Raw genomic sequence first — 13,635 nt, 5'->3', positions numbered from 1 at the left:
AAACGGCTTCGATCGCATTCCACTCCCCACGCAATACAATCAGGATTCCGATTCATATGAAAAAACAAATCGTCCTGCCGTGCGCACTCGCGCTTGGTACGCTGAGTGCGCACGCGCAGAGCAGCGTCACGCTCTACGGCGTGATCGACAGCGGCCTGTTCTATTCGACCAACCAGGGCGGCAAGCACGCGGTGCAGCTCCTTTCGTCGCCAACCGAAACCAGCGTCTGGGGCTTGCGCGGCGCGGAAGATCTCGGCGGCGGCAACAAGGTCGTCTTCAAGCTCGGCTCCGCCTTCTCGATCGCCAACGGCACGGCCTGGCCGAGCGGCCGCATCTTCGGCGACTATGCATGGATCGGCCTGAGCAGCGCGAGCGCGGGCACGATCAAGCTTGGACGCATGCTCGACAGCGTGGGTGACTACCTCGGCGAATTCGCCGCCACCGGCAGTTGGGGCGGCGCGCTCCATGCACATCCGTACGACAACGACAATCTGTGGGCGACCTACATGGTCAACAACGCCGTCAAGTACCAGAGCATCGAACTGGCGGGCGTCACGTTCGGCGGCATGTACGCGTTCAGCAACAAGGCGGGCGCCACCTCGGGCCACGGCGCCGGTTTCGCCGACAACCGGCTGTGGGCCGCCGGCCTCGCCTACGAAACCGGCCGCCTGAAGCTTGCCGCCGTCTACGAGCAGCTCGACCATCCCGGCGACGATGCACCCGGCTCGCTGGGCGCCGTGGACGTGCTCGATGCGAATTTCACCGCCGCGCGCCAGCGCATCTTCGGGCTGGGCGCGCACTACGCATTCGACCGGTTCGAGATCGGCTCGAACGTGACGCGCACGATCCTGGAGATGCCGACGGGCGAGTGGCAGAACCCGGCCTTCACCGGTGCGAGCGGGCTGAGCTTCAACAACTACGAACTGAATGCGACGTTCCACGCAACGGCCGCGGTCGACGTGAGAGGCGCGTACACCTATACGACAGCCAGCGTGGACGGCAAGCATCCGCACTGGAACCAGTTCGGCCTGCTCGCCGAGTACACGCTGTCCAAGCGCACGCAGGTGTATCTGGACGCCGTCTACCAGCGCGTGCACGGCGACGACACGCCGTTTTCGCAAGCACAGATCAATACGCTTTCACCTGCGTCAGGCAACACGCAGGCCTTGGTCGGCATGGGTATCCGGCATCGATTCTGAACGTCGCCGTGGCGACACGCGCGCGCCGCGCTCACGCCGTCCGCTGACCCGGCGTGAGCGCGGCGCGACGCATCCTTCAGAACCGGTGAACGATCCCCAGCTGCACACCCCGTGCATTCGCCCCCGGATACGCGAGCGGCAGGCCGGGGTTCGCGGCACCGGCGAGCGTATAGCCGGCCTGCTTGCGGTTGCGCAGGTACGACAGCGCACCGTAGAAGCTCGTGCGCTTCGACAGGTCGTACTCGTACATCAGCCCGAGCTGGTCCGCATGGTTGCCCTGCGACGACTGGTCGTGCAGATATGCATAGCCGAGCGCCACGTAGTTCGCCGGATTGAACTGGTATTTGACCGACAGCCCGTACACACGCGAATCGATGCCGAGATCGGCCCACTTCACCGCGGAGAAGCCGCCGTACACGGTGGCCTTGCCGATCTCGTACGACGCGCCGGCCATGATCGTGCGATCGGTCGTGGTCGCCGTCGCGTTCTTCAGCCATTGGCCCGCGACGAACGCGCCGAACGGCCCGTGTTCGTAGGTCAGGTCGAACTGCTGGCTCGAGCCTGCCGAGCGCACGCCGCCCGCATCGCCGAATCCGAAGTACAGCCCGCCCTGGAAGCCGGCAATCTCCGGGCTCTGGTACGACAGCGTATTGCTGGTGCGGAACGCGAACACGGTCAGGTTGTCCATGCCGGACGCCTGCGTGACGCCGCCGAACGCATCCTGTCCGCCCTGGTCGTTGAACAGCGGCGAATTCTGGCGGCCCGCCCGCACCTTGCCCCACTGCCCCGCGATGCCGACCCACGCCTGCCGGTTGAACAGGCTGCCCGCACTCGCGAGCGAACCGTCGTTCGGATTGAAGCCGTTCTCCAGCGCGAACTCGATCTTCTGCCCGCCGCCGAGATCCTCGCCGCCCTTCAGCCCGAATCGGCTGCCCCACTGGCCGCCCGAATTGATCGCCGCCGTGTAGCCGTTGCCCGTATTCACGTACTGCGCGAATTCGTCGATCACGCCGTACAGCGTGACGCCGTCCTGAGCGAACGCGGCGCCCGGTCCGGCGACGCACGCCACCGCGACCGTCATGCGAAGCCCTGTGTGCACCATCCGCGCCCGGGAATCGCTTCCGCGCGCTATCGTTTGTTTAGTCATACTATTCAATGGTCAGAGAATGAAACGACACCGGGCGCGGCAGTCGCGCCGCACCGGCATCGCGGGAAAGAAAACGTGGGGAAGAACCGGGCGCAGGCGGCGCCCGGCTCGCGCGACAGTCAGGCCGGCAGCCGGCCGGCCCGAGGCGCGTGACGTGTCGTCAGTGGTGAACTTCGCTGCGTTCGAGCGGCAGGATCAGGCGCTCGGGAATGCTGCGGCGCGATGCGCGTGCGCCGATGTAGTACAGCACGGCCGGCACGACCAGGCCGAGGATCCACGAGATGTCGGTGCCGCCGAGCGCGTCGACCAGTGGCCCCGTGTAGATGTGCGTCGACATGAACGGCAACTGCACGAGGATGCCGACCACGTAGATCGTGATCGCCATCACGTTCCAGCGGCCGTAGCGGCCGTCCGGATCGGACAGCGCCGGCACGTCGTAGCGCGAGCGCGTGAAGCAGTAGTAATCGACCAGGTTGATCGCGCTCCACGGCGTGAAGAACGCGAGCAGGAACAGGATGAACGCGGTGAATTCCTTCAGGAACGAATGGCGGCCCGCGAGCGCGATGAGCGTGGAGACGCAGATCATCCCGAAGATGTACACGAGGCGGCTGCGCGACGACACGGCGTGCTTGCCGCGAAAGCCGCTGACGATCGTCGCCATCGACATGAAGCTGCCGTACGCGTTGAGCGCCGTCACCGTCACCTTGCCGAACGCGATGCTGAAGTACAGCAGCGCGGCCACGGCGCCCGTCGAGCCCAGACCGACGATATACGCGACCTCATGGTGCGCGAACTGGCCGCCGGCCAGCGCGGCCGCAAACACGCCGAACACCATCGCCGCCTGCGCGCCGATCACCGAACCCAGGCCGACCGCGACGAACGTCGCGACCGACGACGTCGAGCGCGGCAGGTAGCGCGAATAGTCGGCGACGTACGGGCCGAACGCGATCTGCCACGACGCGGACAGCGACATCGACAGCAGGAAGCTCGCGAGCGAGAAATGCTTGTTCGCGAGCAGCGCGCCGATGTCGTGGTTCGCGAACAGCTGCGTGAACATGTAGACGAACGCGGCGATGCCGACCACGCTGGCGATCCGGCCGACGGCGTGGATCGCGCGATAGCCGAACACGGTCAGCACGACGATCACGGCCGCGAACAGCAGGATGCCGGCCGCGTCGTCGATGTGCAGCAACTGCGCGACGGCCTGCCCGGCCAGCACCGAGCCGCTGGCGGAAAAGCCGATGTACATCAGGCACACGAGCACGATCGGGATCATCGCGCCATAGACGCCGAACTGCACGCGGCTCGAGATCATCTGCGGCAGCCCGAGCTGCGGCCCCTGCGCGCCATGCAGCGCCATCACCGCGCCGCCGATGAACTGGCCGAGCAGCAGCGCGACCAGCGACCAGAACACGTCGCCGCCGAGCACGACCGCGAGTGCGCCCGTGACGATGGCCGTGATCTGCATGTTCGCCGACAGCCACAGCGTGAACTGGCTCAGCAAGCCGCCGTGGCGCTCGGCGTCGGGAATGAAGTCGATCGAACGGACTTCGATCAGGCCGCCGGCTTTTCCACTGGGATTCGTTGACACGGGGAAATCTCCAAAATACTCAGGATCACAAATGGTTTGAACGAGACGGGAAGCTGCGAGCCGCCCTTTCGGCTCGGCGGGTGCGGGGCGCCGTGGATCGCCGGCATGCGCCACGCACGCATGGTCTGCGCACTGGCGCGCAAGCGGCACGATGTGTGCCGACATTGCCAGCGGATGATCTTGTATATACAACTTGTGAGGTATCGGTGATTACCCGGAATCCGCCGATTTTCGAAAATGTCCGAATGATCGGGCTACGTTCGGCCTGTCCAGTCGAAAGATGAATGTCGGAATAATGAAAGCTCAGGCGCGTGCGGGCGATGCCTGATCGGGCTCGGCCGTCATGTCGGCGGCGGGAAGGAGATTCAGCATGCGCCGGGCGGCCTCGATGTCGCGCACGTGCAGCCATTCGTCGTAATCGTCGCGGCGCAGCATCACGACGCCCCGCTTCTCTTCGCCGGGCCGATGCATCCGCGCGAACAGCGGGTGCGTATCCGCGTTGACCGTGAGCATCGCCATGCCCACGCGCTCGCGGCCGTTGTCACCTTCGTAGCGCCGCCAGATGCCGGCGACGCAGTACGGCTGCCAGCCGTCGACGCCGATCCGCTGCCACACGTTGCGGCCGGTTTCGTAGCAGGGTTCGAAGATCCAGCGCACCGGAATCAGGCAGCGCTGGCCGTTGCGCCACGCGTTGCCGTAGAGCCGCGACGAGCCGACCGTTTCCGCGCGCGCGTTCACCGTGTCGAGCTTCTTCTTTTTACGGCCGTTCTCGTCGAGCCGCTCCGGCTGCATGAATTTCGGCCAGAAGCCGAACACGGCCATGACGACTTCGAGGCCGTCGCCGGCGGCGCGCGCGATCGGCGCCGCGTAGTCGGGATACACGTCGGGGGCCCACGGGTCGCGGCGATACAGATCGCCGATGCCGATCTTCAGTTCGCTGATGCCCGGGTCTTCGTCGGGGGCGCGGTAGTGAGTGCACACGGCTCGGCGGATGATGGATGCAATGTTTCCATCGTAGGTCAGCGCAGGGCCGCGATCGCACTACTGTTTGGTAAGACGAAACACTTTTACGAATCTATTTTTCCATGGCTCGCCGCCGGCGCGATGCGTACAGGCAGATCAGCTCCAGCGCGATCGTCGCGCCGGCCAGCGACGTGATTTCCGCATGATCGTACGGCGGCGACACTTCGACCACATCCATGCCGACCAGGTTGATGCCGTCCAGATGCCGCAGGATCTCGAGCGCCTGATGGCTCGACAACCCGCCCGAGACCGGCGTCCCCGTGCCCGGCGCGAACGCCGGATCGAGGCAGTCGATGTCGAACGTCAGGTACACGGGATGGTCGCCGACCCGCTCGCGAATGCGCGCGGCGACCGCGGCGGGCGTCGACGCATGCACCCGGCGCGCATCCTGGATGTCGAAGCCCATCGGCTCGTCGTTGGTCGTCCGGATCCCGATCTGCGCCGACCGTTCGGGCACGACCCACCCTTCCCGCGCCGCGTGATAGAACATCGTGCCGTGATCGATGCGCTTCACGTCGCGGTCGGGCCACGTGTCGGTATGCGCATCGAAGTGCACGAGCGACAGCGGCCCGTGCACCTTCGCATGCGCCTTCAGCAGCGGATACGTGATGAAGTGATCGCCGCCGAGCGTCAGCATCGCGCAGCCGCGCGCGAGGATCGCATCCGCATGCCGCTCGATCGCACCCGGCACCGATTCGGGCTGCCCGAGATCGAATGCGCAATCGCCGTAGTCGACCGCGGCCAGCACGTCGAACGGATCGAACGACCACGGCCACGGGCGCTCCCACGCGATGCCCGTCGACGCGATCCGCAACCCGCGCGGGCCGAAGCGCGTGCCGGGCCGATGCGACGCGGCGGAGTCGAACGGCACGCCGGTGATCGCGAGGTCGACGCCGCCGAGATCGCGGCTGAAACGCCGGCGCATGAAGCTCGTCGCGCCCGCGAAGGTCGGTTCGGCCTGCGTGCCGTAGAGGCTGTCGCGCGTGAAGGCGAAATCGTTCTGGCTCATCGTCGGATTCCTGTCTGGTGGGAAACGGCCGCGCGGCTCGCGACCTCGTGCCCGATTCTGCCGTCACGGCATCCGACGAAAAATATGAACTAACATAAGCCGACTTCACGAAACGCGACGTATCGCCATGCTGACCCGATTGAGAGACATGGATTTGCAGTTGCTGCGGCTCTTTCTGACGATCGTCGAAAGCGGCGGCTTCAGCGCCGCGCAGGGCACGCTCGGCATGGCGCCTTCGACGATCAGCACGCAGATGGCCAAGCTCGAGACGCGCCTCGGGTTCCGGCTGTGCGATCGCGGCAAGAGCGGCTTCCGGCTGACGCCGAAGGGCGAGCGCGTGCTGCAGTCGACGCGGCGGCTCCTGCACGCGATGGACGTGTTCACGCGCGATACGCAGCACGTGTCGGGTACGTTGCTCGGCGAACTGCGCATCGGGCTGTCCGAGCGGCTCGCACCGGACGTCGTCGAATCGATCGCGGCGAGCGTCGGCCGCTTCCGCGAACGGGCGCCCGATGTGCTGATCGAAATGATCGAGGTGCCGCCCGACGAACTGGAGCGCCGGCTGCTGAAGGGCGAACTGCAGCTCGCGATCGGCTACTTTTCCGGCCACCAGGCCGGCCTGCACTACGCACCGCTGTTCGTCGAACACCAGTCGCTGCACTGCGGCGCGCGGCATCCGCTGTTCGCGAAGAAGACCGTGTCGGTCAACGACATTGCGAACGCGAGCAACGTCGCGCGGCTCTACAAGACGAATACGTCGGGTGCGGTGCCGCGCGACGCGCAACCGACCGCGTTCTCCGAAAACGTCGACGCCGACGTGATCTTCATCCTGTCCGGCGCGCATGTCGGCTTCCTGCCCGACCATGTCGCGGCGCCGTGGGTCGCCGCAGGCAAGATGCGCCGGCTGCTCGCGAGCAAGCTGAGCCATACGGTCGAATTCCAGCTCGCGACGCCAAGGAACTGCGATGGCAGCGAAGCGCTGGCGGCGTTCACGGCGGCGCTTGCCGAACGGTTCGGCGGGCTCGACGGCTTCGCGGATCAGTGACCGGCGCGCGCCGCCCGCTTTGCGTCAGACGAGTTGGTCCGACGCAATGACCTGCACGCCCGGCCGCGCGTCGATCGCCGCGTCGAGCATCGCGCGGGCGATCCGCGACGCGGGATTCACGCGCCACTTCGCCGGCAAAACAGGCCGGGCCACGTTCAACACGGACACCAGCAGCCGCTCGCCGAGCCTGAATTCGTCGCGGCTGCCGCCGATCAGGCCGGGCCGCACGTAAGTGAGCGACGCGAACCCGACGCCGGCGAGCGCCTGCTCGACCTCGCCCTTCACGCGGTTGTAGAAGATGCGCGACGCCGGATCCGCGCCGAGTGCGGAATTCAGCACGTAAGCCGGCGTGCCGGAGCGGTGTGCGCGCCGCGCGATCGCGAGCGGATAGTCGTGGTCGACGCGCCGGAATGCCGCCTGGGAGCCCGCAGCCCGCATCGTGGTGCCGAGCGCGCAGATCACGGCATCGGCGTGCCACCAGTCGGCCGTGTCGGGCAGATGATCGAAATCGACCTCGAGCGCGCGCATCTTCGGGTGCGGCGACAACGGGCGGCGCGCGACGACGATCACCTGATCGACCCGCGCGTCGGCGAGCGCGACTTCGAGGACGTGACGCCCGACGAGTCCGGTCGCGCCGACGAGCAGCAATTTCATGTCCGATCCTTCCGAGTAGAGCCTGCGTTGGCGAGCCGGGAACGGCCCGGCTTACGGCTTCCCCCATGATCGTCGGCCGACTCGGCGCCGACAACCCTCCAACATCTCCAAAAGTTACAGGGTGCGCTACAAACCCGCCGCCTGTCGCGACACGCTCGGCGCGACACCCGTCCAGCGCTTGTACGCCTGCGAGAACGACGACATGTCGCTGAATCCCAGTTCCTGCGCGATTTCCTTGATCGACAGCCGCCCTTCCGCGATCAACGCCTGCGCGCGGGTCTTGCGCACCGCGCTCGAAATGTCCCGGAAGCACGCGCCCTCCTCCTGCAGCCGGCGCTTCAACGTGCGCTCGCTGGTGTTGAGCAGCGTCGCGATGTCCTTCAGCTGCGGCGGCCGGTCGAACGGGCGCGTGGCCAGGTACTCGTTCAGGAACGACACGAGGTCGACGCGCGTCCGCCTGCGCGTGATCAGCTCGGCACACATGCGCTCGCACATCGCCGCGGTCGCGGCATTCGCCTGCGGCAACGGCCGCTCGAGATGCGCATGCTCGAACGTGAGCGTGCTGGCGGGCTGGCCGTGCCGGATCTTCGCGCCGAGCACCGGTTGCTGCGCGTCAGCGTCAGTGCCGGGGCCGACGCCATACGCAAGATCGAACGTCGCGAGTGCGAACGCGCTGCCGATCACGTCGCGCAGCACGCGGCACGTCGCGCCCATCGCGCGTTCGACGAAGAAGCGCTGCACGTTCGCTGCGAGCTCCGGCGACGCGTCGAACTGAATCACGTCGCGCTGCCCGGCCCGGCGGAACGTCATCCCGACGAACGTATAGGTCAGCGCCAGGTAGCGGCCCGCGAGCGCGATCGCGTCCATGCCGGTCGCGCTGCTCAGCAGCCCGTAGCCGAGCAGCCCGTATGCCGAAAGCTGGTACGACAGGCCGACCTTGAGGCCGACGCCGGCCTCGCCGGCGGTCAGGTCGAGCAGGTTCGACGCCACCGCCAGTTCCTGCGCGGCCAGCACCGTGAAGTCCGGGTCAGCAAGCTGCTTCAGCGTGAGCTGCGACCCCTTGAGCAACGCCTGCGGCGCGATCTTGCGGTCGCGGCCGAAGTCGATCATCAGCAGGACGGAAGCCGGGCTGCGGGCAAAGTTCCAGACATTCATCAGACGCCTCGCGACGTGGGTTGGCCTAGATTCTAAAGCGGTTGGCCCGCCCCAGCATGGATCGCGCGAGCCCGCGCGCCGATGATGAACGACATCGCAACCGCACGGCGTCGATCCCCATGAAGCGCTCCTCGCTCTTTCGTCCTGCCCGCACGCTGCTGCTGGCCGCCGGCCTGTCGAGCGCATCGCTCGCACCGGCACTGGCCGACGACGCCGTTTCGCCCAATCCACCGGAGTCCGCCACCATGCCCAAGACCTACGCCGACCATCCCGTCTGGCGCGACATGCAGACATTCCTTCCGACCGACTTCCAGTGGAAGGACGGCCAGCAACCGGCGGAAGAATGGTGGTCCTGGCACGGCCATCGCATGCATCTCGACACGTACCGCAACCGCCAGGCGCGGGTGAAGGTGATCCTGTTCCATGGCGTGGGCACCAACGGCCGGCAGATGTCGATGATCCTCGGCGAGCAACTGGCGCGCCGCGGCTATGAAACGCTCGCGGTCGATATGCCCGAGTACGGGATGACCGAAGTCGCCAAGGGCACACTGGTCCGCTATGACGACTGGGTGCGGGCGGGCAGCGACCTGATCGACGCGGAGCGCGCGAAGGACGGCCGGCCGATCGTGCTCTACGGGCTGAGCGCGGGCGGCATGCTCACGTATCACGTGGCCGTGATGAACGGCAAGGTCAAGGGCATCATCGGGATGACCTTCCTCGACCAGCGCCTTCAGCAGGTGCGCGATGAAACCGCGCGCAGCGTGTTCATGAGCCGCGTCGGCGGCCCGATGATGCATCTCACCGCGATGACCCCGCTGAAATCGATGCGCGTGCCGATGACGCTCGCCAGCAAGATGTCCGCGCTCGTCAACGATCGGGACGCGCTGAAGGTGTGGCTGTCCGATCGCACGTCCGCCGGCAACGCGATGACGATCGCGTTTCTCGATTCCTACATGTCGTACCGGCCGGCGGTCGAGCCGGAGGATTTCGCCGTGTGCCCGATCCTGCTCACGCAACCGGCCGCGGACCGCTGGACGCCGTTGCACCTGAGCGAACCGTTCCTGCAGCGCGTGCGGAAAGTGCCGGTGAAGGTCGTCATGCTGGACAACGCGGGCCACTATCCGCTCGAACAGCCGGGGCTGTCGCAGATGGTGGAGGCGATCGATGCGTTCTATCGGGAGGTGACGGCAAAGTGAATGCCGGGCGCGGATCGCCTAGAACACCGTTCGAACGCCGACCCGCAACACGCCCTGCCGCGCGCCCGACGATGCGGTGAACGTGCCGCACACCGATGCGATCACGTCCTCGCCGCCGCTCGCCTGTTGATACACGGCACTCATGTAGACGTCGGTCTTCTTCGACAACAGGTAATCGAGCGTGATGCCGGCCTGGTTCGAATGATTGCCGGTCAGCTGCCGGTTGCCCTTCGCGTACAGGTAGTTCGCATACGCGAAGAAATCCGGCGCGAACCGGTACAGCCCGCCGATCTCGTAGGTGTCGACGTGCGCGCCCGTCAGCGTGTTGCGCGTATTCACGTACAGCGCGTCGAGCGCGAAGTCGCCGAATGTATAGCGTCCGCCCGCGCCGGCATTGCGGATGCCGAGGTGCCCGTTGTCGATTCCCTCTTCCTTCGAATACGTGTACGCCGCATCCAGCCGCAACGGCCCGTTGTCGTAGGACACGCCGAAGCTCGACAGGTTGTTGCTGCCGGTCTGCCCGGCGATGTTGCTGAAGCCATACAACGCGCCGAACCGGAACCCGCCGTAATACGCGGACGTGAACTTGATCGCGTTCGGTGTTGCGCCCCCGCCCGCCGTACGCGTGTAGTCGAAGGTGCCGAGCGCCGCGCCCAGTTTCGAGAACGGGCCGCCCGGCAGCTGGTACAGGCTGACATACGAAATCTCGTGCCCCCAGCGATGCAGCGACAGGTTGTCGAACATGTAGTCGAACTGCCTGCCGAGCGTCACGGTGCCGTACGGCGTGACGATGCCGACATAGGACTCGCGTCCGGACAGTGCGCCGCCGCGCACCGTGCCGCTGTTGATATCGGGCTGCGACGCCATGAAGACGAGCGCCTGGAACCCGCCGCCGAGATCCTCGACCGTGCGGATCCCGATCAGGTTGGGCGCCTGGATGCCGGACATCGCCTGAACCAGCGCCTTGCCGCCCGAATTGCTCACGTACGAAATGCCGTTGTCGACCAGACCAAACAGCGTGACCGAACTCTGCGCGTGCACGTGGCACGACACCATCGCCAACGCGACGGCCATTGTCTTCATTCTCACGGATGCTGTCTCCAAACCGTCAGTGTCCGACGCACCGTTCGCATACGAGCGAACCGCACGCCGGCCTGTCATTTTTATTAGTAAAACTATCTAATCGGCGCGTGCGAGATATGTGTTCCCCGCTCGATGCGCCGCCGTGGGCCGTGTTACCCGGCGTCGACTGATGGATCGCGCGCGCCGTCGCCGGCCGAACCCGTCGATGACGGGAACGACCGGCGGCGAGTCGCGCCTGTTACAGCATCACGTTGATGACCTTCTTCTCGACATAGCTGACCATTTCCTCGATCCCCTCTTCCCGGTCGACGCCGCTGTTCTTGAAGCCGCCCCATGGCACGCCGAGGAAGTGCGTGTTGCTGCCGTTGACGAACACGCTGCCCGCACGGATGCGACGCGCGGTGTTGAGCGCCTGCCGGATGTCGTTGGTCCAGATCGCTGCCGAGAGCCCGTATTCCGTGTCGTTGGCCATCGCGACCACTTCGTCGACATCACGCCATCGTGCGACCGACAGAATCGGGCCGAAGACTTCCTCGCGCCACAGCCGCATCTCGGGCGTGACATCGGCATAGACGGTCGGCTCGACCCAGAAGCCTTTTTCGAAAGCGTGCCCGGGCGGGCGGCGGCCGCCCGTCATCAGCCGCGCGCCATGCGTCTGCGCCGGGTCGAGAAAGCTCATCACGTGTTCGTAGCTCTTGCGCGAATTGATCGGGCCCATGCCCGTGTCGGGCAACATCGGATCGCCGACGCGGATCGCGGCCACGCGCTCGACGACACGCGCGAGCACGTCGTCGTAAATGTCGTCGTGCACCAGCAGCCGCGAATTGGATCCGCACGACTGGCCCTGCCACGAGAAATTCATCCCGCGCACCGCGCTCTCGGCGGCCGCGTCCGGATCCGCGTCCGGAAACACGATCATCGGATTCTTGCCGCCCAGCTCGAGCGTCACGTGCTTGACGCCCACCTCCGCCGCACTGCGCTGGATCGCCTGCCCGGTCGGCACGGACCCGATCAGCGCAAGACGCTTCACGTCCGGATGGCGCACCAACGCATCGCCGACTTCCGCGCCCGTGCCGTTGACGATGTTGAACACGCCGGCCGGCAATGTCTCGCGCGCGACCTCACCGAGCACGAGCACGGACAACGGCGACGTTTCGGGCGGCTTCACCACCACCGTGTTGCCGGTCACGAGCGCAGATGCGGTACGCGCCGCGGAGAACATCGCCGGATGATTGAACGCGGCGATCCGGCCGACGACGCCGTACGGCTCGTACACGGTCATGTGCAGATGGCGGCCGGTGGCCGGGATCGTCTCGCCGTGCAGCCCGTGCACGAGCCCCGCGTAATAGCGCAGGCTGCGCACCGTCTCGTGCATGCTCGCGAGCGTCGGCACGTAGGTGTTGCCTGAATCGAGCACCTCGATGCGTGACAACGCCTCCGCGCGTTCGAGCAAGCGCTCGCCAAACCCGCGCAACAGTTCGCCGCGCTCCTCGCCGGTGCGTTCGGCCCACGCAGGCCACGCGCGCTGCGCAGCGTCTACTGCACGCGCGACGTCCTTGCGCGAACCGGCTGGCGCGCGGCCGATCACTTCCTCGGTAGCCGGGTTGATCGACGCCGCCCACTCGCCGGTCTCGCTTTCCACCAGTTCGCCGTCGATCAGCAAACGGCCGGTTATCCACTGCTCGTCCATACTCGTCTCCTCGATGATTCGATCGCCGGTCAACGCGCGCCCGTGTGTTGCTCGTGCTGCACGCGCCGCTTCCACAGCGCCCACGGGCGCTCGACCTGCGTTTCGATGTTCGCGCACGCGGTCGCGGCTTCCTGCTCGCTCAGATAAACCACGTCACCCAGTTGCAGGGCCTCGATCTGCATCCGCGCATTCACTTCCGCGTAGACCGCGCGATACACGGCCTGCTTGAGCGTCGGCGCGACCACGGTCGAACCGTGACCGCGCATCAGTACGAACGCCGCACTGCCGAGCCGCTGCGCCAGCGCCGCGCCGAGCGCGTTGTCGCGCACGAGCAGGTCCGTCGCATCGCCGGCGGTATCGCGAATCTCGAACACCGGCGTACCCGCGCCAAGAAATCCGCTCATGTGGCACACCGGCCGCAGCGGCGTGCGTTGCGTCACGCTGAACGGCAGCACGGTCGGCGAATGGCTGTGCACGATCGCGTGCACGTCCGGACGCGCTTTGTAGATCTCGCCGTGGATGAAACGCTCCAGATAGACGGCGCGCCCGCCGGCATTGACCGGCACGCCGTCCAGCGTGAATTCGACGATGTCGTCGATGCCGACGGTGCCCGGCGCCATGTTGCGCGCCAGCAGGAAGCGCTGCGGATCCTTGTCGTGACGGACGCTGACGTGACCGAAGGCATCGACGATGCCCTGGTCGAACAGGATGCGGTTCGCGCAGACGAGATCCTCGACGAGCGCGGGATCCGGCGCATCGGCGGGACGCCCGGCATCGTCCGCATACGCGGCTGCGCCGCCGGATTGAAGATGAAGAGTACACATGGGTCGGCCTGTTTTCGGG

Annotated in this window: 12 protein-coding genes; 3 read left to right on the top strand and 9 right to left on the bottom strand. The window is 66.4% G+C overall.

The window, feature by feature from the left end:
• Positions 1-56 precede the first annotated feature (56 nt).
• A complete protein-coding gene (locus CFB43_RS06845; RefSeq protein ID WP_089494543.1) occupies positions 57-1,199 on the top strand; it encodes a porin in 1,143 nt (380 codons plus the stop codon).
• Between the two features lie 76 nt (positions 1,200-1,275).
• On the opposite strand, the gene CFB43_RS06840 is transcribed toward CFB43_RS06845, so the two are convergent.
• The 4 genes from CFB43_RS06840 to speB form a co-directional block, all read right to left on the bottom strand.
• Positions 1,276-2,346, bottom strand: coding sequence for a porin (locus CFB43_RS06840; RefSeq protein WP_089494542.1), 1,071 nt, complete (start codon positions 2,344-2,346; stop codon positions 1,276-1,278).
• 160 nt (positions 2,347-2,506) lie between these two features.
• On the bottom strand, positions 2,507-3,937 hold the full coding sequence (locus CFB43_RS06835; protein WP_089494541.1) for a purine-cytosine permease family protein: 1,431 nt from the start codon (positions 3,935-3,937) through the stop codon (positions 2,507-2,509).
• 303 nt (positions 3,938-4,240) lie between these two features.
• A complete protein-coding gene (locus CFB43_RS06825) occupies positions 4,241-4,918 on the bottom strand; it encodes an SOS response-associated peptidase family protein (protein ID WP_089494540.1) in 678 nt (225 codons plus the stop codon).
• 94 nt (positions 4,919-5,012) lie between these two features.
• Entirely contained in the window at positions 5,013-5,969 is a 957-nt protein-coding gene (gene speB / locus CFB43_RS06820; RefSeq protein WP_089494539.1) for an agmatinase, read from the bottom strand.
• 127 nt (positions 5,970-6,096) lie between these two features.
• Between speB and CFB43_RS06815 the strand changes: the two genes are divergently transcribed.
• Positions 6,097-7,014: a LysR family transcriptional regulator gene (locus CFB43_RS06815; RefSeq protein WP_089494538.1), complete on the top strand. Its 918-nt coding sequence runs from the start codon at positions 6,097-6,099 to the stop codon at positions 7,012-7,014.
• A gap of 24 nt (positions 7,015-7,038) precedes the next feature.
• Here the strand turns inward: CFB43_RS06815 and CFB43_RS06810 are convergent, their stop codons facing one another.
• Positions 7,039-7,668, bottom strand: coding sequence for an NAD(P)H-binding protein (locus tag CFB43_RS06810; RefSeq protein ID WP_089494537.1), 630 nt, complete (start codon positions 7,666-7,668; stop codon positions 7,039-7,041).
• Positions 7,669-7,794: 126 nt separating this feature from the next.
• Positions 7,795-8,823 carry an AraC family transcriptional regulator gene (locus tag CFB43_RS06805; RefSeq protein WP_089494536.1) on the bottom strand — a complete coding sequence of 343 codons (1,029 nt, stop codon included), beginning with the start codon at positions 8,821-8,823 and terminating at the stop codon, positions 7,795-7,797.
• A gap of 245 nt (positions 8,824-9,068) precedes the next feature.
• On the opposite strand from CFB43_RS06805, the gene CFB43_RS06800 reads away from it, so the two are divergent.
• Positions 9,069-10,019 carry an alpha/beta hydrolase gene (locus CFB43_RS06800; protein ID WP_089495267.1) on the top strand — a complete coding sequence of 317 codons (951 nt, stop codon included), beginning with the start codon at positions 9,069-9,071 and terminating at the stop codon, positions 10,017-10,019.
• An 18-nt stretch (positions 10,020-10,037) separates the two neighbouring features.
• On the opposite strand, the gene CFB43_RS06795 is transcribed toward CFB43_RS06800, so the two are convergent.
• The 3 genes from CFB43_RS06795 to CFB43_RS06785 all read right to left on the bottom strand — a co-directional run bounded on the left by CFB43_RS06795 (position 10,038) and on the right by CFB43_RS06785 (position 13,616).
• Positions 10,038-11,102, bottom strand: coding sequence for a porin (locus CFB43_RS06795; RefSeq protein WP_256989981.1), 1,065 nt, complete (start codon positions 11,100-11,102; stop codon positions 10,038-10,040).
• Between the two features lie 238 nt (positions 11,103-11,340).
• A complete protein-coding gene (locus CFB43_RS06790) occupies positions 11,341-12,792 on the bottom strand; it encodes an aldehyde dehydrogenase family protein (protein ID WP_089494534.1) in 1,452 nt (483 codons plus the stop codon).
• 29 nt (positions 12,793-12,821) lie between these two features.
• Positions 12,822-13,616, bottom strand: coding sequence for a class II aldolase/adducin family protein (locus CFB43_RS06785; RefSeq protein ID WP_089494533.1), 795 nt, complete (start codon positions 13,614-13,616; stop codon positions 12,822-12,824).
• Positions 13,617-13,635: the final 19 nt, after the last annotated feature.

The organism is Burkholderia sp. AU15512, assembly GCF_002223325.1.
In the GTDB taxonomy this organism is placed as follows: Bacteria; Pseudomonadota; Gammaproteobacteria; order Burkholderiales; family Burkholderiaceae; genus Burkholderia.
Note: the sequence above shows the minus strand (reverse complement) of the source record. Positions and strands in the feature narration are given on the sequence as shown.